Source organism: Peribacillus sp. NJ4 (genome assembly GCF_030348345.1).
Classification (GTDB): domain Bacteria; phylum Bacillota; class Bacilli; order Bacillales; family DSM-1321; genus Peribacillus.
Map to the genome: position 1 here is coordinate 1,786,571 of NZ_JAUCFQ010000001.1, position 25,295 is coordinate 1,811,865.

The window sequence follows — 25,295 nt, forward strand, 5'->3', positions numbered from 1 at the left end:
TTTACAGTTGTAAAAATCCCATGAACACCTGAAGATAAAGAATATTCGTCTAACGACTGCAATCAGACTAATTAAATTATTATATAAGCAAGAATTCAGTACATATTATTAATCTAACTGTGAACTAATAATATGACTTAAATGTGAAATAGGTGAAATTATTGTCGAAAATTTTATTTGTAATAATGAGTGATATACTTCCAGGTAAAAATTTTTCTGGTCCAACCGTACGATCCTTAGAGATGTTAAAAGAATTTAGATTAAAGTATGAATCTGTTGAGGTAATAATTGGTGAGAACCCTAAAGAAAGATTAAGACAGTTCCAGGGTTTAGATTCGAATCAGAATTATGAATATTGTTACATAGAATTAAAAGTCGGTGTAACGAGATTTTATGATACTCTACTCATTAGTTCTATAAGAAAAAAATTCAAAAACATTAAAATTGGAATGTATTATCGTGACATGTATTGGGCGTATAATATTAATTTTAATGAAGGGAAAATTAGGAGCTTTTTCGTACCAATTGTTAATAAACTGTATTTGAAATTTTTGGATAAAAATGCAGATATTATTTTTGGTCAAAGTGAATCATTTTCGAAAAAGATGAAAGAATATATTCCAAAATCTAATAAAACTAAATTTGCAATACTACCTCCTGGTTGTGAAACAGTAAGTATAAATGAATCGCCACCTTTAGCTGTTATATATGTTGGAGAAATAGACAATATATTTAGTGGTATTGAATTATTAATAGAATCAATGAAATTAGTTAACTTGCAAAGGGAAGTTAACTTAAATTTAGTCTGTAGAAGTAATGAATACAATAATAATAATTTTTTAATTGAAGCAAATAAACAATATAAATGGTTAAATATTCATCATGCTACTAAAGAGACTATTAATACAATATATAATAAAAGTAGTGTGGCAGTAATCCCTAGATATAAAGATGAATATACAAAAATTTGTTTGCCTATTAAACTTTTTGAGTATATATCTTTTGAGCTTCCTATCATATCAGTTGATCACGGAGAAGCTTCTCGCTTTATAACTGAGTATCAAATTGGATATATTTCTAGCAAAAAACCTATGGATCTTGCAAATAAGATTTTAAAAATGATAAATATAAAGGAAAAGGAAAATGATTATTTGCAATTTAATTTGAAAAAGTGTAAAGAAGAAAATATGTGGCAAAATAGGATAGAAAAAATTGATGAGATATTGAAATCTAATTAGAATTTAGGTGATAGTTTGATGAAGATATTACATTACTCTCTGGGGTTACCACCATATAGATCGGGTGGTCTAACAAAATACTCTCTAGATCTTATTCAAAGCCAGACTTCTCAGGGTCAGCAAGTTTTTTTACTTTTCCCAGGTAGTTTTTCTGTCAGTCAAAAAACAAAGATTAAGCCATCACTGGATTATGAAGGGATTCAAGTTTTTGAGATTATTAATCCTCTTCCTGTATCTTTATTAGGAGGAGTAATTAAGCCTCAAGCCTTTATGAAAAGAGCTAATTCTAATAATGGTTATAAATCATTTTTATCAGAAATACAACCAGACATCATTCATATCCATACTCTTATGGGAATCCATAAGGAATTTTTCATGGTTGCTAAAGAGTTAAATATTAAAATTGTATATACTACTCATGACTATAATGGAATTTGCCCCAAGGTAAATCTAATTGATGTGAATGAAGAAGTGTGTACGGACAATGAAAGTGGAAACAAGTGTGTTTCATGTAATCAGAATGCATATAGCTTACCCTTAATCTATTTAATGCAGACTAAAACTTATCGTACTATAAAAGATAAAAAGTTAGTCGAGAAATTGAGAAGAAGAAAAAATAAAAATATTAATATAAAAAATTCTAATAAATCAATACAAACGAAGAAGGTAAATCTTGTTCTAGCTGACAAATTTATTAGTTTGAGAGATTATTACTTTGAAATTTTTCGTTTCATTGATTTTTTTCATTTCAACAGTGAAACCACGAAGGATGAATTTAAAAGGTATTTAGATTTAAAAGGTGTAGTGATGTCAATATCACATAATAATATTCTTGATAATAGAAAAAAGAAAGTATATAACATAAACTCATCATTAAAGATTAGCTTTTTAGGACCATTAGATAAATATAAGGGGTTTCCACTACTTCTTGAGTCAATTAGCAAACTTTTGAGTGAAGGTTATACTAATTGGGAATTAAATGTGTACGGAAACAATACTGAGTTAGCGTTAGAACAACCTGAATGCGACCATATAACGTTTCATGGTCGTTATCAACAAGGCGAATTAGAACATATATTTGATAATACAGATGTTTTAATTGTTCCTAGTATTTGGAAAGAAACTTTTGGATTTATTGGGTTAGAGGCTTTATCTTATGGAGTCCCAGTAATAGTGTCCAATCATGTAGGATTTAAAGATTTAATAAGGGACGGGGAGACAGGGGTTATCTTTAATCCAGAAACAAAGGAGCTCGAAACAATATTAGAAAAGTTAATAAATGATAGAAATATTCTTAAAAAAATAAACCAGAATATTTGTAATGATGCTTTTCCTTTTTCTCTAGAAAAACATGCGAGTGATATTGAAGCTTTATATAAAGAAGTATTAGGAGTTTTGAAATGAAAAATATATTTATCATAGGTTCTAAAGGTATACCGGCTAAATATGGAGGGTTTGAAACTTTTGTAGAGTATTTAACTGCACGAAAGGTAAGTAATGATATCATGTATCATGTTTCTTGTTTAGGTGAAGATAATCGCGAATTCTATCATAATAAAGCGCGTTGTTTTAACGTGAAGGTACCCAAAGTAGGAAGTGCTAGAGCTGTTTTATATGACGTATTAAGTTTACAAGAGAGTATCCGTTATATTAAGGAGAATCTGCTAAAGAATTGTATTGTATATATTTTAGCTTGTCGAATTGGTCCTGTCTTTTCGTATTATAAAAATCAGTTAGAGAAGCTGGGTGTACAAGTATTTGTAAATCCCGATGGGCATGAATGGAAACGAAGTAAATGGAATTACTGGATTAAGCGCTATTGGAAGATATCTGAAAAATTAATGGTGAAAAATGCGGATTTATTAATCTGTGACTCTATCGGGATTGAGAATTATATACAAACCGATTACTCAGCATTTAAACCTAAAACAACATTTATTGCTTACGGTGCTGATATTACTCCGTCTATTTTGAGTAATGAGGATAAAAAGCTTATCGATTGGTATGAAAAGCATCAAATTCAGTCTAAAGAGTATTATTTAGTTGTTGGACGATTTGTTCCTGAAAACAACTATGAATTAATGATAAAAGAGTTTATGAATTCCTCATCAACAAAAGATTTTATTCTTATAGCAAATGTTGAGGAAAATGCGTTTTATGAACAATTGAAACAATCGACTAAATTTGAAGAGGATCATCGAATTAAGTTTGTGGGAACGGTTTATGATCAAGAATTACTTAAAAGAATAAGAGAAAATGCTTATGGTTACTTCCATGGACATGAAGTTGGGGGGACAAATCCTTCACTTTTAGAAGCATTAGCTTCCACAAATTTAAATTTACTCTTGGACGTTGTTTTCAATAAAGAAGTTGGTAAAAATGGAGCTGTTTATTTCTCGAAAGAAACTGATTCACTTTCTAGTTTAATTTATGAAGTGGAGAATTATACTCCAAGTCAGATTGAGAACCTAGGTAAAGCGGCTAAGGAAAGAATTAGAAAAGAATACTCATGGGAAAAAATCATTAATGAATATGAAACTTTATTTTCTAAAAATTAAAACCCTGCTGTATAAAGCAAGGTTTCAATGGGAGTGTGAACTATGCTAAATAAAAAACTTAAGGTAATGACTGTGTTTGGTACTAGACCAGAAGCTATAAAAATGGCTCCTCTAGTATTAGAATTAGAAAAATATAAGGAACAAATAGAATCAATAGTTGTTGTTACGGCACAACATAGAGAAATGTTAGATCAGGTATTAGATATATTTAAGATAAAGCCCCATTTCGATTTAAATATAATGAAAGCTAATCAAACCCTAGTTGATATTACAACAAGAGGATTAGAAGGATTGAATCAAGTCATACAAGAAGTAAAGCCTAATTTGATATTGGTTCATGGAGACACCACGACAACATTTATTGCTAGCTTGGCTGGATTTTATAATCAAGTAGCTATTGGACACGTAGAAGCAGGATTACGTACAGGAAATATGTTATCCCCTTATCCAGAGGAAGCTAATCGGCAATTAACAGGTGTTTTAGCCGATTTGCATTTTGCTCCAACTAAAAAAGCTGCTATGAATCTAATAAAAGAAAATAAAAATGCGGAAAATGTCTATGTGACTGGTAATACGGCTATCGATGCCCTACAAACGACTATCATAGATGACTATAGTCATCCTATTTTGGATTCTATCGGTGACAAAAGATTAATCTTAGTTACAGCTCATCGCAGAGAAAATTTGGGTGAACCGATGAGAAATATTTTCAAAGCTATTAAGAGATTAGTTGATTGCCACGAAAATACAATAGTAGTATATCCTGTTCATATGAATCCTATAGTTCAAAAAATCGCAAATGAAATACTTGGGGAACATCCTCGTATACATTTGATAGATCCGCTAGATGTAATTGATTTTCATAATTTTGCATCCAAAGCATACTTAATTATGACTGATTCGGGTGGTGTTCAAGAAGAAGCTCCCTCATTAGGTGTACCTGTGCTGGTTCTTAGAGACACAACTGAAAGACCAGAAGGAATAGAAGCGGGAACATTAAAATTAGCTGGAACAGATGAAAATGTGATATTCAATTTAGCTAATAAGTTGTTAATAGACCAAGTCGCATATGACAAGATGGCTCAATCATCAAATCCATATGGAGATGGTGAGGCATCAAGAAGAATAGTAGAAGGAATTTTACATCATTTTGGTATAAATGATAAACAACCAATAGAATTTCAAACAAATGAGGCGGTAATATGAAAGGAATTATATTAGCAGGCGGCAGTGGAACAAGGTTATACCCATTAACAACGGTAGTTTCTAAACAATTATTACCAGTATATGATAAACCAATGATTTACTACCCCTTATCCATGTTGATGTTGGCTGGTGTTAGGGATATTCTTATCATTTCTACACCTCAAGATATTGGACGCTTTGAACAATTATTCGGTAATGGTTCGAATTTAGGTTTGAATTTTAGCTATGCAACGCAGCCTCATCCTGGCGGGTTAGCAGAAGCATTCATAATTGGTGAAGACTTTATTGGAGATGATTCGGTTGCATTAGTACTCGGAGACAACATTTTTTATGGCCATGGTTTAACTGATAAGCTTCAACAATCAGCCTGCCGTAATGAGGGAGCAACCGTTTTTGGTTACTATGTGAATGATCCGGAGCGTTTTGGAGTAGTAGAATTTGATGATAACTCAATGGCTGTTTCAATTGAAGAAAAACCTGAAAATCCAAAATCTAATTATGCTGTAACTGGAATGTATTTTTACGATAATAAAGTTGTAGATATTGCGAAAGGCATTAAACCTTCTCCAAGGGGTGAGTTAGAAATAACTGATATTAATCGAGCCTATCTGGAGAACGGAAATCTCAACGTTGAAATATTAGGAAGAGGATATGCTTGGTTGGATAGTGGGACCCATGAATCCTTGTTGGAAGCATCGCAGTTTATAGAAACAATAGAAAAACGTCAAAGTTTGAAAATTGCCTGTATCGAAGAAATTGCTTTTAGAATGGGCTATATTGGACAAGAAAAACTTTTAGAGCTAGCAGAACCCTTAAAGAAAAACCAATATGGACAATATTTAATTAAAATTGCCAATCAGTTATCATCAAAACAGTTAATAGAGGTGCTATGATGGAAGTTTATAAAACAAAACTTGATGGAGTAATGGTCATCGAGCCAAAGGTTTTAGGGGATAATCGTGGCTATTTTATGGAGACATATAATAAAGCAGTCCTTAAGAACCTGGGAGTAGATCATGATTTTATTCAAGATAACCAATCTCTTTCAGCAACAAAAGGCACTTTACGTGGATTGCATTATCAATTAAATTCTAAAGCCCAAACAAAGCTTGTGAGATGTACAAGAGGTTCAATCTTTGATGTGGCTGTTGATATTCGAAAAGATAGTCCTACTTATGGTGAATGGTTTGGAATTGAGTTAAGTTCGGAAAATAAAAAACAATTACTAATTCCTAAAGGATTCGCTCATGGGTTTATGACTTTGACTGACAATGTAGAAGTTCAGTATAAGGTAGACGAACTTTATTCACCTGAGCATGATCGAGGGATTATTTGGAGTGACCCTGACATCGGTATTGAATGGCCGATGGATATTAAACCTGTGTTATCTGCTAAAGATGAAAATGCTCCATTACTAAAGGATGCTGAAATTAATTTTGTGAGTGGAGAATAAGCCATGAAAGTTTTAGTAACTGGTTATAATGGACAACTTGGCTTTGATGTGGTCAAGGAAGGTAATTGTAGAGGGCTGCAGATGTATGGTACCAGCTCTCGTGATTTAGATATCACAGATAAAGAATTCGTATCTCAATATGTTACAGAATTAAAACCTGAAGTAATTATTCACTGTGCTGCGTACACAGCTGTTGATAAAGCGGAAGATGATAAAGAAAAATGTTACGATGTGAATGTAAATGGCACCAGGTATTTGGCTGAAGCCGCAAAGGAGATAGGGGCTAAATTTGTTTATATTAGCACGGATTATGTGTTGGATGGGCAGGGAGAAAAGCCATTTAAAGAAACTGATTCCCCAGATCCTATTGGTTATTATGGTTTAACCAAATTTGAAGGGGAGAAAATCGTACAATCTCTTTTGGAAAATTATTTTATTGTACGAATTTCTTGGGTTTTCGGTGCTAATGGAAATAATTTCATTAGAACAATGCTTAGATTATCTGAATCGCGGGATGAATTAAATGTAGTGGGTGATCAATTTGGTTCTCCTACTTATACTGATGATTTGTCTCGTTTGTTATTGGATATGATTCAAACAAATCATTTTGGAATCTATCATGCTTCCAATGATGGTTTTTGTAGCTGGGCAGAATTTGCACGAGAAATCTTTAGACTCGCAAATAAAAGAGTAAAGGTAAACTCGATCACTACAGAAGAATATCCAACTAGGGCAGTGCGGCCAAAAAATTCTAGAATGTCTAAAAATAAGTTAACAGAATTTGGATTTGTTACCTTACCTAAATGGGAAGACGCGTTAGACCGTTATTTAACTGAATTAAAACAAGAGGTGAACTGACATGAGAAAACAAAAAATACTAGTGACGGGCGGAGCAGGATTCATTGGTGGGAATTTTGTTCAATTTATGGTGAATAAGTATCCACAGTATGACATATATAATTTAGATTTATTAACTTATGCAGGGGATTTAACGAAGCATCAGGAGATAGAAAATAAACCAAACTATCATTTCGTTAAAGCAGACATTGCGGATCGAAAGTCAATCATGTCTTTGTTCGAGCGAGAGAAATTTGATTATGTAGTTCATTTTGCAGCTGAAAGCCATGTGGATCGCTCGATAACGAATCCGGAGATTTTTGTATTGACGAATGTACTAGGCACACAAGTATTATTAGATGCCGCAAAGGAACATAAGATTACTAAATTTGTTCATGTATCGACAGATGAAGTATACGGAGAATTAGATTTTAACCCTACAACTTTCTTTACAGAGGAAACTCCCCTTCAACCGAATAGCCCATATAGTGCTAGTAAGGCATCTTCTGATTTATTGGTACGGGCTTATTACGAAACATTCCAATTGCCGGTTAATATTACTCGCTGCTCGAATAACTATGGTCCATATCATTTTCCGGAAAAATTAATACCATTGACTATCTCCAGAGTAGTCAATGACCAAAAGGTGCCTGTTTACGGTGATGGAAAAAACATCCGTGACTGGTTACATGTTATTGATCATTGTGCAGCAATTGATTTAGTTCTTCATAAAGGTATGAATGGTGAAGTATATAATGTGGGTGGGCATAACGAACGAACCAACTTAGAGGTGGTGAAAGCTATTATTAATACTCTGGGTAAATCGGAAGAATTAATTGAATTTGTAGAGGATCGCCTTGGTCATGATAAGCGATATGCAATTGATCCTACTAAATTGGAACAATTGGGTTGGAAACCGACTTATGACTTTGAGACAGGTATTGCCCAAACTATTCGATGGTATCTTGATAATAACGAATGGTGGGAAAAAATTATTAGCGACGTGCATAAAGAATAGTTCGTAATTTAATACAAAAGATGAAATTTTGTTTGTTTAATAAAATAAAATACAAGAAATGAATCAAAAAGGATACTTTTAATAATGAGAATTTCCATAGAGTGAAAAGGAATAATACTATCCCGAATTTACTCAGGAAAATGTTTATGAGATTTTTTAGTTCATTTCTTATAAACTCTAATTCATCATATTCCATTGCATTGATGTCTATGATTAAAAATGAAGAAATGAAATATAAGGTGGTTAAAGGTTGAAAATAGTAAAGTTTTCGTATATATATTTGTTTTTTTCTTATATTTTATTTTATATTTTTGCTAATGGTTTAACGCAAGCAATAAAGTGGTCTAGTATATTTTTTCTATTAATTATATTATTATATTGTGTAAAAGAAGGGATTCCTCGTAAAGATATGCCAGGAATGAATTCCTGGATTTTTTTATTTTTCTTTAATATTTTATGTTTAATAACCTCTATGGGTGCTATAGACTTTAATTCGAGTATCAAAACTTTAGTAGGTTTAAATTTGTATTTCGTAATTTACTATCTCGGAGCTTATAAAATTGGTGTTTCAAAAAAAGAAATAGTTGCTTTCAATAATATTTTGATAATAATAAGTTTACTTTTTATCTTCTATGCTTTCTTAAACAATCCTTCTCTTACAAACAGCCAGTTTCATACTTATTTTTATGAAAGAATAAGGGTCTTCGGAACTTTTATACACCCTAATTATCTAGGGGGAGTATGTTTTGTAAACTTGTTAGCCAGTTTTATAAATTGGAGATTAGTTTATAGTAAGAGAAGTTGGTATGTTTTTTCCACAATTTTATTTGCTTGTTTCTTAGTGCTTTCAGATTCAAGAGGAGGCTTATACTCTTTTCTTATTTTTTTAGCTGTTTTTTACCTCCAACAAGTAATATTTAAAATTAGGGGAAGTTTATTAAAAGTTTTTATTATTGTTATTTCAGCGGGGATTCTGATAGGACTGGTTCCTTTAGTGTATAATTTCTTAGATGCAATCATTGGGAATAGAAAGCTTCTCAATTCATTTACTAGTGGCAGGATAGATAACTGGGATTATATTCTGCATACTTTTATACTTAGTGATAGGTTTCAATTCTTTTTTGGGCATGGTTTATCATCCGTTCAACATTTGGTTAATATGAAAGTTAACACAGACAACGGATTTTTAGTTATGCTTTATGAAATTGGATTATTTTCCTCTATCCTAATAATATTTTTGTTAATTTATTTGTTAATAAGAAATTTAGTTAATAATAATTGGAGAATTTTCGGAATTCCGGTTTTTTGTAGCTATATTACCTATTCATTTTTTGAAAATTTTCTGTTGAACTTTGGCCATATTGTTTCATTCTATTGTTGGTCTCTACTCTTTATAGGTCTTCTTAAGTCATCAAAGGAACAATGAAAATTGAATCCCGTAATTTCAACTTATAGACTAAGCCCCTTTGGGTCCAAGTCTATAAGTTTTTTATATAATAACGATTTAAGGGGGAATATCATTAAAACAATTAGAAAACTATTAGAATAGAAAGTTTCGATGGATTTTACAAATCTATTCGGAAAAAGGATATTTGTATAATCTTTCTAGAAGATTCACTATCCCTTTTTTATATAAAAATATTTAAAAAAGTATTTTTATTCTAAAATTTAAACCAATACAAAAAGGATTATGATGGTTTTATTGTCTTCCTCCAAGCCCATAAAAAAGGACGTAATGGAAAATATAAAAAATGAAATAGTCCTGGCAACATTAATGTCTTTGCATCGGCTTTGCTTGGATAAAAAAGTATTAACATAAAAATAAATTTCTGTTGGTTTGATTTTAATGAATATAAATAACGTTTATAGTACTTAGTAGACATAATAGTATCTAAAGATTCCATGCCATTAATAAAGTATATAGACTTTTGTGCCAACTTTTCTGAACGATTATTGTTAATTAATATTTTCATTTCTTCTTGAATTGGAGTATTTAGTAACTGTGAAGCCAAAATTATTGCTTGACCTACTATATGAACGTTATTATAGCTCTTCGATAATAGTTTAACTTTTGTGAAATTGCCCATTTTTCTCATGCTTTTATCAATATCTAACAGCCAACGAATACGAAACCAACCATGACGAGCGCCATGAGAGACCAGATATAAGAACAAATCCTCTTCTCCCAAAAAATAAACTGGATAAGCTGTAAGTTTACTTATCCTTTTACGTTCCCATAGTTCATTAAAGCTTGGTTCCTTAGAGGGCAGGCGTTGCATTCTCCAATGAATCTCAAGAAGAATATTTTTTTGAGGGTGGAAGTAAGCAAAGTGATGTTCTCTATATTTCCACTCATTCATTAAACTTGTTTCTTTCTCTCTCTCGAATCCATATTTTAAAAGAAGTTTATCCGCTTTTTTCAGATTGTCTATTGGAATGAGAATATCTAGATCTCTGGAAGTCCGGAGAGAAATATCTCCATAAAGATCTGCTGCGATTACTGGACCTTTTAATAAAAGAAGAGGGATATTATTTTCTAAAAACAATTTACTTATTTGTTCCATTTCGCTGGTTAGGTGAAGCATTCGCAAAGTATTTTCTTTATGTAAATTACGTATACATTTAATAACCTGTAAAGGAATAACTCCTTCATCCAGGTTTCTAAACCTTGAAGAAATTAATGAATAAACACGATGATGGCATACTAAATCGAGAAATATTTCCCAATCAATCTCTTTCAATTCTGTTTTGGATATATGTGTACTATCTTCCTCCATCTTGAGTAAATCTATTAACAAACCTAATTCATTAGATAAAAGTTCCGAGTCCAGATTAAAATTGTTATCCATATCTTCTCCTTATACATATTATTAATTAGCATTACTATGTAGTCCTTCTAAATACAGGGGATTTCGCCCCCACATAAGGGGACCAGGTGTATCTTTATGGGCAACTTTTCTTGATTTGCACCTCCAATATGACATCTTAATTGCATATTCTTGTAAAAGATAAAAAGGTAAACTGATGTAAAAAAACCATGAAAATGGTAGTTCCCTGACTAGCTTTTAAGGGCTCCCCTTAGGGGGAATAATAAACCAAAATATTCCTTAAGTAAAGACTTGATTAAGCATTTTTCCTACCTAATGCTAAGACTTTGAACGTATAAAGCATTAGCTTAAAGCAATGAGAGATTTTTTTATTACTAAATTTATTGAGATAAAAGCTAGTTTCATGGATTCATCTTAAAATTCATATTTACATTCCTTTAAAGGTGAATATTGGAATCATATGCTTCATACCTCACTCTTATTTAAAAATAGAACAAGTAAAACAAATTATAGAAACTATATTGTTTCCTGAATTTGAAGCGAATCAAATATTATTAACTTTTTAGAAGGTTAATTAATAGAAAAGAATTAATGGTAATATATAAATTATAAAATTAAATAGGGAGGGATATGTTTTGGATCGAAGAAATTTTTTTCGTAATTTTTTGCTTTTTATTTTTGCTTTCATTTTTGGCTATACAATAAAAAAGGATGGAGAAAATACGGTATTACAGCGAATCGATTCTACCATTGAGAATGACGGTAAGTCGATTGCTGATGAAATTAAAATTTTAAAAGAACGAAATAAGGAGAATGCAATAAAAATTGAAGATATTGTTATAAATGTAAAAAGTTTTGGAGCAAAGGGGGATGGTGTAACAGACGACACTAAAGCAATTACTTTAGCTATGAATTATGCAAAATCATATTCAAACAATAAAAAGTTGCCCATTTACTTTCCACCGAATGGTACATATAAAACATCTGCTCCTTTATCTCTTTATAGTGGGCTATTTTTTCACTCTCACCCTAATAACTCTGAATTTGGTAACAAAGCTATTATTAGCAATACCAATACCGATATATTTAATTTTCCAAATGGAGATGTAACTGATATTAGTTTAATTGGAATAGAATTTCGCGGAAACCCTATTACAAAATCTACGAATGTTTTTCAAAAACAATCGCACGAAAAAACAGGATTTATTTTAAAATATTCTTTAATAGCAAATTGCGGGTTTAATTACTTTAGACAAGTAATTAAAGGAAGGGTACTAGGGGTGAAAATTCAAAGAAACTATATTAATAATGGCTTGGGATCTTTTGTTTTATCGGGTTCTGACAGTATTTTATCCGAAAATTTTATAGATAACAATTCTTCTATACAAAAAAAAGATTTTTTAGTCATATTTAAGAATCTTTCTCTATCCAAATTTGAGAATAATTATTTAACTGGTTCCACCCAAGAAGGAAAAGGTTGTATTCCTTTTATGATGGAAGGGGGACAAGGTAATATTATCTCTCGAAATTGGTTTGATTATTCAGAGGGAAGTGGGATGTATTTGGTTAATACCGAAGGTCACACAATAAGAGATAATTTCTTTCGAGGAAACATCCGAAATCCCTTCGACCTACATACCGCAATTATTACGATAATTGACACAAGAAACATATACTTTGGTGGAAATCTATTTATTGACCAATTATCAGATGCTAATACTTTCGCTTTTAGAAAATCAAAAATAGGAACAGATAATATTACTATTCGCGATAATGTGTATAAAAGTGGATATGATTTGAAACTGCATGCCCCTGAGGGGGAATCGACTAATATCTTTATTGACGAACCTACAACTAACTATAATAAAGGGAAAATGTGGTTGGGTACAAAATGGGATATACCAATTGGGAGAAAGGTCTTTTCTGATTTATCTTTAAAATTTGAAACACTTGAAATTGTTAAAGCTCAAAATTCAAATGTTTATACTGTCATACTATCTCAGAGTATACCTGCATTATCTTTAAAGGAAATTGTTTTTTCACAAACGACTCCTCTTGAGGCTGGGATTGTTTGCGAAGTAATGACAGATGGGACGGAATTTTTAAAAATAAAATTTACAAACATACAAGGATCAAATATTACACTGAGCGACAAAATATTTAGTCTTTTTGTGATGTATTAATTATTGTGTTATGTTAAAAAGTCCATAAATTTACAAGTGTACCTTAAATGTGGTATGTAGCTATACCAGAAAAAAATAATTAGTTATAACTTAAATGGGGTGTTATATTTACCTACAAAAGTAAGCATGATATGTCATGGGCAAATTTTTATTACAAATTTGTCATCCATACATTTCATGTTTTTTTGCTTTCTTGCTTTCTGGACAGATGGACCTATACTTTTTTGAAACCCCTTATGGTAAGTGGTATTGTCTATGGCATACTAGCTGGAATACTTGTACGGTGAGATAAGGATCTTTTAACAAGTATCAGCAGAAAAGTTTTGTCCTATTTAATTAAAAAAACGAAGTATCATTTTTAAACAAATTTTCCTGGGTTAAGCTAGCAGATTGTTTACAATGCTTTTTATTTTATCTTGGCTTCTAGAATGAAATACTTTCATAAAGGATAAATATATAATATTTTTTTAATTAACTATTTTTCTTTCCTACTGCAAATATAAAAAATTAGTATAAAATCATTTTTTTCATTCTGAATCTCTAAAAATATATCGAATTAGACCTACCCTAATTCTGCTTAATATTTTCGACTTTATATTTAGTCTCCTCCAATAAAAAAAATAACTTAAAAATTATGAGATCATAATCACTTTACCTATACTTCGTAATCCCTTTTTGAGTACTATATAACAACTATTAGTTTCCTCAACTTTTTTAAAGTATAAAAGAGACTTAAGTAAACTACACTACACGTATAAGAACTTACTAACTGATTTTACTAAAAGGTGAAGAAGGAAACTCACGCTCTAATGCTAGGATTAGGCTTATACTTAAACAAGATATTATCCTCATTAGGTGGAAAAGGAGGAAGTTTTATGAACATAGAAGGGATAGTAAATGTAAATCACTTTTCTTATTTGGTTAAAAATGATAATTGGACATCGGCTGTAAAAGAGGCAATAAATAAAGCCAAAAATAGTGTGTTAGGGAAAATCCTTCCTATTTTTTTTCCACCACATGGAACATATACGTTAACGGAACCTATACCTTTATATAGTGGGCTATTTTTTTATTCCACAATGAACAATTCAGAATTTGCAAATAAAGCAATCATAAAAAACGAAGTTTCGGATATTTTTACATTTCCTAATGGAGATGTAAATGATGTAAATTTTATAGGTATAGAGTTTAGGGGGAATGCTATAACAAAATCGACACGTTTTATACAATCGCAAAGATTAGATAATGGGCATATTCTCAAATATTCTGCTATCTCGCATTGTGGATTTAATTTTTTTCTAGATGTTATTCAAGGGAGATTACTTGGTACTAAAATCGAACGTAATTTTATAAATAATGGCCTAGGCTCTTTTGAAATTTCAGGTTCAGATTGTATAATTTCCCATAACTTTATAGACAATGCTTCGGCTATAGGAAAAAATAGCTTTTTGGTATCTTTGAGAGGATTATCATTATCAAAGTTTGAAAATAATTTCATGACAGGATCTATTGAAACAGGAAAAGGTTGTATGCCATTAATGATAGAAGGTGGAATGGGTTTAGTTATCACTAGTAACTGGTTTGATTTTTCAGAAGGAAGTGGATTATATCTACTTAATACAGAATGTAACGTCTTCCGTGATAACACCTTTAGAAAGAATGTAAGAGCACCTTTTGATCAATATACAGCTATTATTACAATGTTTGATACGAGAAATTGCTTATTTACGGGAAATCAATTCATTGACCAACCAATAGGAGCAAAAACATTTTCATTTCGAAAAAAAATAGGTGGCACGAAAAAAATTACCGTTAGAGATAATGTCTATGGAACAGGTTATGACCTAATTATTGAAAAACCAGTAGGAGAGTCTTCGGATATATTTATTGATGAACCTACTTCGACATATCTCAAAGACAAGTGATATCGAAAATAAACCATAATTAGCGGTGGGAATGATTCTGCGGCGATCAAGAAGCAAAATGGAATATACAAAAAAGTAATTCCAGTATAATGACGCCTCTATTCATTCCTTTTAATGAGTTTTAAAGTTTATACGGAAAAATATATAAATATTGGACTAGGCATTTAGAAATAAGGGATCATATAAATTATATTTAGATAATCTAATGGATAACTCTGCTATGATCCTTATAACTGGCTTCTTGTTTAATTTAGTAGCTAATCTAAATTTAACTATAACAGGCTCTCAAATTTATATGGGTTTATACCATGTTTAATATGATATATCGAGGGAACAGAATATATTTGGCTATACAAATAGAAAATATTTTGTTTTTTTATTAAGAAAAAATAACGACATCCAATAGGGAATTTTAATAAATCGTACAATGGGAGATTCCGTAAATAGTAAAACATGTAACTTTAAATATTAAATTTGGACATTTGAGATAGTTTTGTCTAATAGTAATTTTATGCTAAAAGGTCAATTTTCTAACAGCCATGGAAGTGGTGTTCTATTTGAATTAATAACAACAGGCAACAATCTTAAAATTAATATTTAATAACTTTAAAAACTGATGGGAGTTATGTTGATAAGACATTTTTGGTAATCGCTTTGTATTAAAAGAATCCTCTGCTTAAACAGCGGAGGATTTAGATCTACTTACTATTTCTGCCGGAATACCGACAACTGTAACATTACTAGGGACATCTTTAATGACGACAGCTAAGGCCCCAATTTTAACATTGTCACCTATTGAGATGTTTCCTAATATTTTAGCTCCAACACCTATATCGACGTTGTTACCTATAGTGGCACATTTTGAACCCCCTTTGAAAGTCTTACCGATTATTACCTGTGGCCGGATTATTACATTATCACCAATAGTTGCATCATCAATAATTACACCATTTCCGTGATGAGGTAATTGAAGGTTTTTTCCGATTTTAGCTTTAGGGTAAATTTCAGCATTAAACAGCATCTTAGAAACAGTAAAGAATAGAAATTTATAAGGAATGTTAAAGATAAAACGGATTATAGGGTTTTTTATGTAGAAAACCCAATGCCCATAACGATAGATCGAGAATATGATATTTTTCCGAAATTTAAACACTAATTAACTCACCCTCCATAAAGATATATATATTCACTTTGAAATTGTAACATATTTCAAAAGATTTTAAATTTAAATTTTCGAAAAGAGGCATAGCTATTGTGGTTGATATGTACCAAAGACATTGAATAATGAGTGGTCTAGTTAAATTATACTGCGGATGCATCCTCAAAACAGTCATAGAAATATATTTCGTTTTTAAGATACTAATATTAGGATTAAAGTGTCTACTACCCTATTGAGGGTGAGTTAGCAGATAGAAACTAAAGTTCGCCTAAGAAAATAAAGAAGCATAGATTTTTTCAAATTGAGTTAACTGAAAGAGTTGATCAAATAAAATTAGAAAGGTGATCGTAAACCAAAAAAGATTTATGAAATTGAAAATCGAGTTACTCAAAATTAGATTACCAAACACATATACAAATCAGGAGATTGTTTAATACTTCTTTACAAAAATTTTTGGGTTGTTTTTGGGTGAGAAGTTATTGACATAGGTTAAAATAGGTGGTAATTTTAGCTTATATAATTCGCTATAAAGAACAAATTGTTGCGTTAAAAGATACATAATGATATTCAAACAGAGAGAATTTTCCTCGGAGAATTATTAAGCATAAAAATAGAAAAAATAATTTGTTGAACAATCTCTGGATTTTTTTTGTTTTTTTTAGAAAATGAAAACTTATTAACCTTAGCTTTTGTGAGGTTCATATTAAGGGTTAAATTACTGGAACGTAATGAGTTAAGGACACAATCTTAAATGCAGCCCATGTCAACTAGGTTACTATAGAAAGGATGAATTTTAATGCCTCTATTACTAATGAAAGAAATATGGACACCCTTAAAATTAGTTGGGGTGAAATTTTTTAAATCAGATGATAGAAGTATTTTCATTAAAGTTTTTAACAATCATCGAAGGAAGCTAATGTAATATTCATTCACATAACAAAACAATCAGGGGGAAAACATGAGTGCTATAGCCGGTATTTATCATTTTAATGAAGAGCCTATAAATCTTCAACAATGTCATAATTTGATGACGGCTTTACAAAAGTACCCTGCTGATTCTATCCAAATGTGGCATACAGAAAAGATTTTTCTCGGTTGTCATGCTCAATGGATCACGCCTGAATCTGTTGGTGAGCAGCTCCCACTTTATGATTTTGAAAGGCGCTGTACAATCACTGCTGATGCTATTATTGATAACCGTGATGAGTTATTCCAGAGGTTACAAATTAAGCCATCCGATCAAAATGGCATGACGGATAGTGAGCTGATTCTTCTTTCCTACTATAAGTGGGGTGAAGAGGCCCCGAAGTTCTTGGTAGGGGATTTTGCTTTCGTCATTTGGGACGAAAAGAAACAGAGGTTATTTGGGACAAGGGATTTTTCGGGAAGCAGAACCCTTTATTACCATCAAAACTCTCAGAAATTTGCCTTTTGCACTACAATGGATCCACTTTTGTCATTACCTTTTATTGAAAAAAAATTGAATGAGCAGTGGCTTGCTGAGTATTTGTCGGTATCTGGAATGATTGATGCGGTTGATTCATCATTAACGCCGTATACAACCATATATCAGATACCACCATCCCATAGTTTAACAATAGAGAATAATAGGTTTACTTTAAAACGATATTCCTATTTAACTCAAGAAGATAAGTTAAAACTAAAATCGAATGAAGATTACATAGATGCATTTCAAAGTGTCTTCCAGGAAGCTGTAACATCAAGACTTAGGACACATCGGAAAGTTGGCGCCCAGTTGAGTGGTGGGTTGGATTCTGGGGCTGTTGTTGGCTTTGCGGTGAATAAATTGCAGCGTAAAAAGAATGCACTATATACATATAGTTATATTCCTCCCGAAGATTTTAAAGATTTTACTCCTAAATACTTTTTGGCGGATGAGCGGCCTTTCATCAAATCGACGGTAGGTCATGTTGGTGGCATTATTGATCATTATTGTGACTTTAAGGGAAAAGACTCCTATTCTGAAATGGAAGACTTTCTTGACATCATGGAGATGCCTTATAAGTTTTTTGAAAATTCTTTCTGGTTGAAAGGGATGTTTGAAAAAGCGAATGAGGATGACATAGGTGTTTTGCTTAATGGAGATAGAGGGAACTTTTCAATTTCCTGGGGATTCCCCTTAGAGTATTACTCTCTCCTTTTAAAAAGGTTAAAGTGGGTTCGTCTATATCAAGAATTGGACCAATATAGGAGAAATGTTGGCGGATCTAGATTGCGAAAGGTGAAAGCAATTGCTAGAATCGGCTTTCCAATCATTGATCGGATCTTTCCGGAAGGTTCACCATATAAAATTCCTTCGTTAATCAATCCAAGATTTGCAGAAGAAATAGGTGTATATGACAAATTTAAAGCATTCGGCATGGATGAAACAGGCTGGTATTCAAATTCTGATATTTTTAATGAAAGAAAAAAGCATTTTGAAGATATCTTTCAATGGAATGCAGGGAATACGCTTTCCACAAAGCTCTCCTTACGATATAAGTTGTGGAAGCGAGATCCGACGAATGATATCCGTGTTATTCGCTTTTGTTTATCACTCCCGGAAAGTCAATATGTACAGAATGGGATGGATCGTGCCCTGATTCGAAATGCTACAGTGAATTTCTTACCTGATAAGGTAAGGCTAAACCAACGGTACAGAGGTGTGCAAGGAGCAGATTGGATTCACCGTATGCTTCCTAAATGGGGTGAATTCATAGAGGAGATTGAGCAGCTAAGCACAGATGATAAAGCCCTGAAATTCCTGGATGGTCAAGCGATTAAGAATGCTTTAGTAACGATTAAAAAAGAAACTCGACCCGAACTTGCTACAAATCCAGAACATAAATTCCTAATGAGGTGTTTAATCGTGTATAGATTTTTAAAACGATTCAATTAAAAGGAGGTGAATAATATGAAAAAGGAATGGAAAAAACCTGAATTGGAAATTCTTGATGTTAATCAAACGATGCTAGGAACTGAAGGGGAATTTACAGATGCTGCTTTCCCATCAAATACACCTAAAGGTGACATAACTTTCAGTTAAACTTTTTTACCAAGTCTATTAGGATTCCCCTAAGCCCCTATTTATCCAGTTAATAGGGGTATGACTTCAAGAATAACAAAGTATTAAGCATTAGACCTGTCTAATTAAGAGACGTTATTTATGTGCGGGGGTATTTAAATGATCGGTATCAAAACAAAGACTGTTTATGAAGCGTATGGTTTAACCGTTTCAAGTGATATAGCTTTGCCTGAATTGCTTCCTATTAATATAGTGGATGATAAAACGGATATTGTTATTGAAAATGCGGATCTCCATACATTATGGTCTGAGCATTCAGTTCCTAATGATGATTTTGTCATTAAGAAAGACTGGATTATGTTCCATGTTTCCAAAACGGCAATTTTCTTGATCCAAAGCGGAAATAGAATAGAATTTTCCCCTATTGATGCGGCACAAGAAGATGAGATTCGTCTTTATATCCTTGGAACTTGCATGGGAGCTATTTTGATGCAAAGAAAAATCCTTCCTTTACACGGAAGTGCGGTTGCCATAGATGGAAAGGCATATGCAATTGTAGGTGATTCTGGAGCTGGGAAATCCACTCTTGCTTCAGCTTTTTTAAAAAGGGGCTATAAGCTCATGAGTGATGATGTCATACCAGTAACACTAAATAATGAAAATATACCAATTGTAACACCTTCATATCCACAACAAAAATTATGGATGGAAAGCTTAAATCATTTTGAAATGGATTCAAATAACTATCAGCCACTCATTGTTAGAGAAGATAAATTCGCTGTTCCTGTTCAAGATCAGTTTATTACTGAACAACTCCCGCTCGCTGGTGTATTTGAATTGATTAAGGGTGAAAATTCCGAGATAGATATTAAGCCTATACAATCTCTTCAAAGATTTTATAAATTGTATCATCATACATACCGTAATTTTTTTATACAAAAATCTGGATTGATGGACTGGCATTTTAATACTTCTGCCAAAATGATTAAGAAAATCGAGTTTTTCCAATTACGTAGACCAACGAATCGCTTCACTGCGCCAGACTTATCGGAAATAATTTTAAATGTATTAAAAAGGGAGGAAAGAGTTCATGATTATTAATCAACTTGATACGAAATATAGCCAAAGTCCAGGAAACATAGTAAGTGACATGGATGGGGAAAAAGTCATGTTAAGCGTTTCTAACGGAAAATATTATAATTTAGGTGAACTGGGCGGGGAAATATGGGAGTTAATGAAGGAACCCATCACGATTCAAGAGTTAGTTACAACATTACAGTCACAATACAATGTCGATCAAACCGATTGTAAGGCACATGTCACTGACTTTTTAAGTCAATTGCTAGAACAAGGCTTAGTTAGCATCCATTCCTAGTATCATGAAACTTTAGTCTAGGAGGCAAAAATAATGAATATCGTAAAGAAAGCACATACTTTTCTTCGATTAAATTTCAAGACAAAGCTGCTGTATATTGAAGCTTTTTTACATTTAGGCAGGGCCCGTTATCTTAAAAGCATTTCCTTTTCAAAAGTTGCCCCAACACTTGGTGAACAGATGAAAGAGTCATCATATGACTTGAATGAAGCAGCTGATAAAGAGGTTTTAGCAAATGTATCGCGGGCTATAAATATCATGAGCCGCTACACCATCTGGGAAAGCCAGTGTCTTGTAAAAGCAATGGCGGCTATGAAGATGCTGGAAAAACGAAAGATGGATAGCACTCTTTATTTAGGTACAGCCAAAGATGGGAATGGAGAGCTCATTGCACATGCCTGGCTACGCAGTGGATCTTTTTATATAACCGGAGCAGAAGTGATGGATAGGTTCACTGTTGTGTCTAAGTTCTCCAAAGAGAACGAAATTGATGCTCTGAAAGAACAAGAATCTAGTTAACAATCTGAAAACATTCTATTTGAACTAAATAAATCCTCAAAGATTTATCCAGGAGTCCACGCGTCACCACCCCACCCATACTATCTTCATTGTGAATAATTTTAGAAAAGTGAATACCAATACCTTTCCTTCCATTTTCGCGCTTTACATGAAGGAAAACGATTAAATATGGCCTGCGAATGGAGGATATGGTAATGAAGCATCTTTTACTTTTTACGAAACAAATACATGACTATTCGGGAAAAATACTATATATCAACCTTATTTGTATGATTTTAATAGGCTTTTTAGAAGGCGTAGGAATTTTCTTATTGATCCCATTGATTGGATTGACCGGTGTAATGGATATAAAAACGGATGACGTTCCTTTCTTAAGCTGGGTTAATGAATTATTCATAGGAATTCCGGAAACGTTCAGCCTTTTTATAATACTTGGCGTTTATGTGATATTAATGACAGGACAAAGTGTATTTAAGCGGAATCAAACAATCCTGGGAGTGAAAATCCAACAAGGTTTTGTGAGAAAGCTAAGGGATGAGGCGTATGGCAGTCTGCTGCAGGTCAATTGGGGATTTTACTTAAAAAAGAGGAAATCCGATATTATCAATATCATGACAAATGAAACCTTCAATGTAAGTGCAGGGATAAATTTATTTTTACAGTTTATATCCTCCCTTATATTTACTTTGATTCAAATTGGTATAGCTTTTTATTTATCTGTTCCAATGACGAGTTTTATAATAGTCTTTGGGTTCATTTTAATATTTTCGTCACGGAAATTTGTGAAAAAGTCTCAGTCTATTGGAAAAGAAACCTTTCAGCTACAACAAACCTATTTAGCGGGTATGACTGATCACCTTAACGGAATGAAAGATATCAAAAGTAATTCACTAGAGGACTCTCATTTGAATTGGTTTCTGTCTTTAAGTGAGAGAATGGAAAAAAACAGAATCAAGTTAACGACTTTAAATACGACGTCCCAGATGATTTTCAAAATTGTATCTTCTTTCTTAATTGCAATATTTGTGTTTTTTTCAATAAAGATGTTCATGGCCCAGCCAGCCCAATTAATGCTGATAATGGTTATTTTTTCAAGGTTATGGCCAAGGTTTACTAGCATTCAATCCAATTTAGAGCAAATAGGATCTACGCTTCCATCTTTTAAAGCATTGTCGGATTTACAAAACGAATGTAGAGATGCAAGAGAGTTATATGAATCTGATTATAAAAATATTAAGCCTGTTGAAATTAAAAGAGGGTTAGATTGCCGTAATGTTTATTTTAGTTATGATCAAAATGAGAGCACTTATGCCCTTGAAAATATAAGCATACACATTCCCTCTAACCGTATGACAGCTATTGTCGGCCGATCGGGTGCCGGAAAAAGCACATTAATAGATATTTTAATGGGGTTGAATCATCCTAATAGGGGCGAAGTCAAAATAGATAATATTCCCCTTACTAATGACCGGTTATTATCACTGCGGAGGTCCATTAGTTATATCCCGCAAGATCCATTTCTCTTTAATGCAACTATACGGGAAAATTTGATGATTATTGACCCTAATGCAAGCGATGAATCCGTTTGGGAGGCCCTTGAATTCGCTGCTGCTGCTGATTTTGTCAGTAAGCTTCCACAAGGTTTGGATACACTCATCGGCGATCGAGGTGTGCGACTATCGGGAGGAGAAAGGCAGCGTCTAGTGTTAGCCAGAGCGATTTTACGTAAACCGGCCATCCTGGTATTGGATGAAGCGACGAGTGCTTTAGATACAGAGAACGAAGCGAAGATTCAATCCGCTATTGAAAGATTAAAAGGAAAAATGACCATCATCGTCATAGCTCATCGATTATCGACGATTCGCAATGCTGATCAAGTGTTGGTTATGGATCAGGGAGAAATCATTCAGGTCGGTGAATATAACCAATTAGCTAATGAAAAAAGAGGGATGTTTAGCAATTTACTAGGTATCCAAATAGAATCCAGTATGTGATTCTCTAATTAAATCCGATTTGCTGACCTTTCTTTATAACATTGGGTAGACACTATATGAAAATGAAATTAATTAACATTACAATAAAAAATGGTATTTCCAGCATTTTTTATTGTTATAAAGAACGAAAGGTTCGTTGATGTTATGAAGTAACCAGCTTTTTTCTTATGAATAGGTTTAACATCAGGGTTATATGACATAACAATGCATAAGTTAAAAAAGAATAGAAATAAAAAAATGAATTTCTATTATGTGGATTAATCACTGAAATAATGGGTATTATTAAATGAATTAAAGAAAGAGTAACTATTAAAAGCTATGACTCATATCTAGAGGGCGGTTGCTCTATTGACTGGATTAATTAAGAAAGGATGAATTTTAATGCCTTTATACCAAATGAAAGAAATATTGACACCCTTAAAATTAGTTGGAGTTAAGTTTTTTAAATCCGATGATAATAGTATTTTCATCAAGGTTTTTAACCAACATCGAAGAAGGTTAAAGTAATATGTTTTGATATAAGGAGTATTAACCTAAATGTACCTCCAAAGTGTTAGGAGAACCACTTTAGCAGAACATCTAGCGTGTTAAATAAAAGTCATTAGTTGTTTATTGAGAGACTAAAATAAAAAAGTTTTAGGCTCCTTAGTATGTGTGGTTTTAAAGATCCATCATGATATGTGTAAGCGAAGTAACATTATGATAAAAGGTGTCTACGGGGACACATGGGTATGAAAAAAATCGGTAAAATCACCTGTCATAAAAATACAAACTTCAGATCATTTAAGGAAAGGTATTTTGTATGAGGTAATAGGTACAGAGTAAAAGAATGGTATGTATAAAGGGAAAAAATTCAGGATTATCGTTCGTGACTTCATTAGGAGAGAACAGAACTTGAAAAGTCATCATATCAATGGAAAATATAAGAATATTAGTACATGGGGAAGGCTGATAATCAGCCTTTTTTTTTGAACTGGATTCTACTGTTATCTTTTGTTATAACTTGAAAGCTTGCGGATGAAGTGATCTGTAATCAACAAAACTATTCATTTGCGTGGGCTGATAGGTAAGAGTTTCTTATAGATTAGAACAATATATTGTTAGTTCCCTATAATATTGTTCGGGAATTGTAAGTACGAATATTTCTATGTAATATTCGGATATAATTAGATATATTTACTGACTATAATGTTCCGGCGTTAAAACTTTTCAATAAGTAGTAAAGCAATATTTAATAAAAAGTAAGGATTATCAGTATATAGTAATATTGTAAGCGCTTTCGATTTGGGGTAGTATGAATAAAATAGTAAAAAGAATGACGTTGCATTATTAGTATTCATTATTAGTATTTATATTTAACAACAGAAAAACAATCGGAAAAAATCCTATAAAAGGGGAAGCTTTAATATGAATGAACTTAGCAATGTTTTTGTGGGGCTATTGTGGGGAACGTTATTAAGCTTTCCGTTGTGGTTGTCATTTTTCGGTTGGATTAAAATAATAATGAATTTTATAAGTTAAGAAATTAAAGACTCGGAATAAAAAGATACACTCATTGGTGATCGAGAAGTTCGACTGTTAGGAGGAGAAAGACAGCTCGTGTACTAGCCCGAAGAATTTTACGTAAACCATCGATCCTTGTTCTAGATGAAACAACAAGTGCCTGAAAGACTCAAAGGAACCTTGACCATTATTGTAATTGCTCATCGGTTAAAGACTTCGTAATGCGGATCAGTATTGGTTTTGGAGTAGGGTGAAGAAGCCTAGTAACACGAATCTCTTAAATCCCGGTTCAGCATAAACTTGAACACCTTAAAAAAGTTGTATAGATAAGTGGAGCCATCCATTTGTAGAGAGAAAGAAAGAGAGAGATAAGTAATTGTAAGTGGTAAGAGAAAACAGTGACAAATTCCAAGGTTTAATAGTAGGAAAATGGCAGGCACCACACAAAGACAGTTGTTTTTGTGTGGTGCCTGC

Annotated in this window: 19 protein-coding genes and 1 pseudogene; 18 read left to right on the plus strand and 2 right to left on the minus strand. The window is 32.4% G+C overall.

Annotation, left to right across the window (positions count from 1 at the left end; translation table 11 throughout):
* Positions 1–185 precede the first annotated feature (185 nt).
* The 9 genes from QUF94_RS08955 to QUF94_RS08995 all read left to right on the plus strand — a co-directional run bounded on the left by QUF94_RS08955 (position 186) and on the right by QUF94_RS08995 (position 9,736).
* Positions 186–1,238 carry a glycosyltransferase gene (locus tag QUF94_RS08955; protein WP_289315548.1) on the plus strand — a complete coding sequence of 351 codons (1,053 nt, stop codon included), beginning with the start codon at positions 186–188 and terminating at the stop codon, positions 1,236–1,238.
* Positions 1,239–1,256: 18 nt separating this feature from the next.
* Entirely contained in the window at positions 1,257–2,642 is a 1,386-nt protein-coding gene (locus QUF94_RS08960) for a glycosyltransferase (RefSeq protein ID WP_289315549.1), read from the plus strand.
* Positions 2,639–3,796, plus strand: a complete 1,158-nt coding sequence (gene cps2T, locus QUF94_RS08965; RefSeq protein WP_289315550.1) for a beta 1-4 rhamnosyltransferase Cps2T — start codon at positions 2,639–2,641, stop codon at positions 3,794–3,796. Before QUF94_RS08960 ends, cps2T begins: the two co-directional genes overlap by 4 nt.
* 42 nt (positions 3,797–3,838) lie before the next feature.
* Positions 3,839–5,002, plus strand: coding sequence for a non-hydrolyzing UDP-N-acetylglucosamine 2-epimerase (gene wecB, locus QUF94_RS08970; RefSeq protein ID WP_289315551.1), 1,164 nt, complete (start codon positions 3,839–3,841; stop codon positions 5,000–5,002).
* Positions 4,999–5,895, plus strand: a complete 897-nt coding sequence (gene rfbA / locus QUF94_RS08975; protein ID WP_289315552.1) for a glucose-1-phosphate thymidylyltransferase RfbA — start codon at positions 4,999–5,001, stop codon at positions 5,893–5,895. Before wecB ends, rfbA begins: the two co-directional genes overlap by 4 nt.
* A complete protein-coding gene (rfbC, locus tag QUF94_RS08980; RefSeq protein ID WP_289315553.1) occupies positions 5,895–6,455 on the plus strand; it encodes a dTDP-4-dehydrorhamnose 3,5-epimerase in 561 nt (186 codons plus the stop codon). The genes rfbA and rfbC overlap by 1 nt, the downstream gene beginning before the upstream one ends.
* 3 nt (positions 6,456–6,458) lie before the next feature.
* Positions 6,459–7,313, plus strand: coding sequence for a dTDP-4-dehydrorhamnose reductase (gene rfbD, locus QUF94_RS08985; protein ID WP_289315554.1), 855 nt, complete (start codon positions 6,459–6,461; stop codon positions 7,311–7,313).
* A gap of 1 nt (position 7,314) precedes the next feature.
* Positions 7,315–8,310 carry a dTDP-glucose 4,6-dehydratase gene (gene rfbB, locus QUF94_RS08990; RefSeq protein ID WP_289315555.1) on the plus strand — a complete coding sequence of 332 codons (996 nt, stop codon included), beginning with the start codon at positions 7,315–7,317 and terminating at the stop codon, positions 8,308–8,310.
* Between the two features lie 250 nt (positions 8,311–8,560).
* On the plus strand, positions 8,561–9,736 hold the full coding sequence (locus QUF94_RS08995) for an O-antigen ligase family protein (RefSeq protein ID WP_289315556.1): 1,176 nt from the start codon (positions 8,561–8,563) through the stop codon (positions 9,734–9,736).
* Between the two features lie 262 nt (positions 9,737–9,998).
* Here the strand turns inward: QUF94_RS08995 and QUF94_RS09000 are convergent, their stop codons facing one another.
* Positions 9,999–11,159: a nucleotidyltransferase domain-containing protein gene (locus tag QUF94_RS09000; protein WP_289315557.1), complete on the minus strand. Its 1,161-nt coding sequence runs from the start codon at positions 11,157–11,159 to the stop codon at positions 9,999–10,001.
* A gap of 614 nt (positions 11,160–11,773) precedes the next feature.
* Between QUF94_RS09000 and QUF94_RS09005 the strand changes: the two genes are divergently transcribed.
* Together QUF94_RS09005 and QUF94_RS09010 are read left to right on the plus strand one after the other, a co-directional pair.
* Entirely contained in the window at positions 11,774–13,321 is a 1,548-nt protein-coding gene (locus tag QUF94_RS09005; protein WP_289315558.1) for a glycosyl hydrolase family 28-related protein, read from the plus strand.
* A gap of 875 nt (positions 13,322–14,196) precedes the next feature.
* The gene (locus QUF94_RS09010; RefSeq protein WP_289315559.1) at positions 14,197–15,246 is read left to right on the plus strand and encodes a right-handed parallel beta-helix repeat-containing protein; all 1,050 of its coding nucleotides are present in this window, start codon (positions 14,197–14,199) and stop codon (positions 15,244–15,246) included.
* A 676-nt stretch (positions 15,247–15,922) separates the two neighbouring features.
* On the opposite strand, the gene QUF94_RS09015 is transcribed toward QUF94_RS09010, so the two are convergent.
* A complete protein-coding gene (locus QUF94_RS09015) occupies positions 15,923–16,399 on the minus strand; it encodes a serine O-acetyltransferase (RefSeq protein ID WP_289315560.1) in 477 nt (158 codons plus the stop codon).
* Positions 16,400–17,363: 964 nt separating this feature from the next.
* Here QUF94_RS09015 and QUF94_RS09020 point away from each other — a divergent pair.
* From QUF94_RS09020 to QUF94_RS09050, 7 genes and pseudogenes are all read left to right on the plus strand, one after another.
* The gene (locus tag QUF94_RS09020; protein WP_289315561.1) at positions 17,364–19,304 is read left to right on the plus strand and encodes a lasso peptide isopeptide bond-forming cyclase; all 1,941 of its coding nucleotides are present in this window, start codon (positions 17,364–17,366) and stop codon (positions 19,302–19,304) included.
* Between the two features lie 15 nt (positions 19,305–19,319).
* Positions 19,320–19,451, plus strand: a complete 132-nt coding sequence (locus QUF94_RS09025; protein ID WP_137023888.1) for a paeninodin family lasso peptide — start codon at positions 19,320–19,322, stop codon at positions 19,449–19,451.
* A 138-nt stretch (positions 19,452–19,589) separates the two neighbouring features.
* A complete protein-coding gene (locus QUF94_RS09030) occupies positions 19,590–20,531 on the plus strand; it encodes an HPr kinase/phosphorylase (protein WP_289315562.1) in 942 nt (313 codons plus the stop codon).
* On the plus strand, positions 20,521–20,805 hold the full coding sequence (locus QUF94_RS09035; RefSeq protein ID WP_289315563.1) for a lasso peptide biosynthesis PqqD family chaperone: 285 nt from the start codon (positions 20,521–20,523) through the stop codon (positions 20,803–20,805). Before QUF94_RS09030 ends, QUF94_RS09035 begins: the two co-directional genes overlap by 11 nt.
* Positions 20,806–20,838: 33 nt before the next feature.
* Positions 20,839–21,324, plus strand: coding sequence for a lasso peptide biosynthesis B2 protein (locus QUF94_RS09040; protein ID WP_289315564.1), 486 nt, complete (start codon positions 20,839–20,841; stop codon positions 21,322–21,324).
* 194 nt (positions 21,325–21,518) lie between these two features.
* Positions 21,519–23,318, plus strand: a complete 1,800-nt coding sequence (locus QUF94_RS09045) for an ABC transporter ATP-binding protein (RefSeq protein ID WP_289315565.1) — start codon at positions 21,519–21,521, stop codon at positions 23,316–23,318.
* 1,545 nt (positions 23,319–24,863) lie between these two features.
* Positions 24,864–25,053, plus strand: a pseudogene (locus tag QUF94_RS09050) (ABC transporter ATP-binding protein); the annotation flags it as partial.
* Positions 25,054–25,295 lie beyond the last annotated feature (242 nt).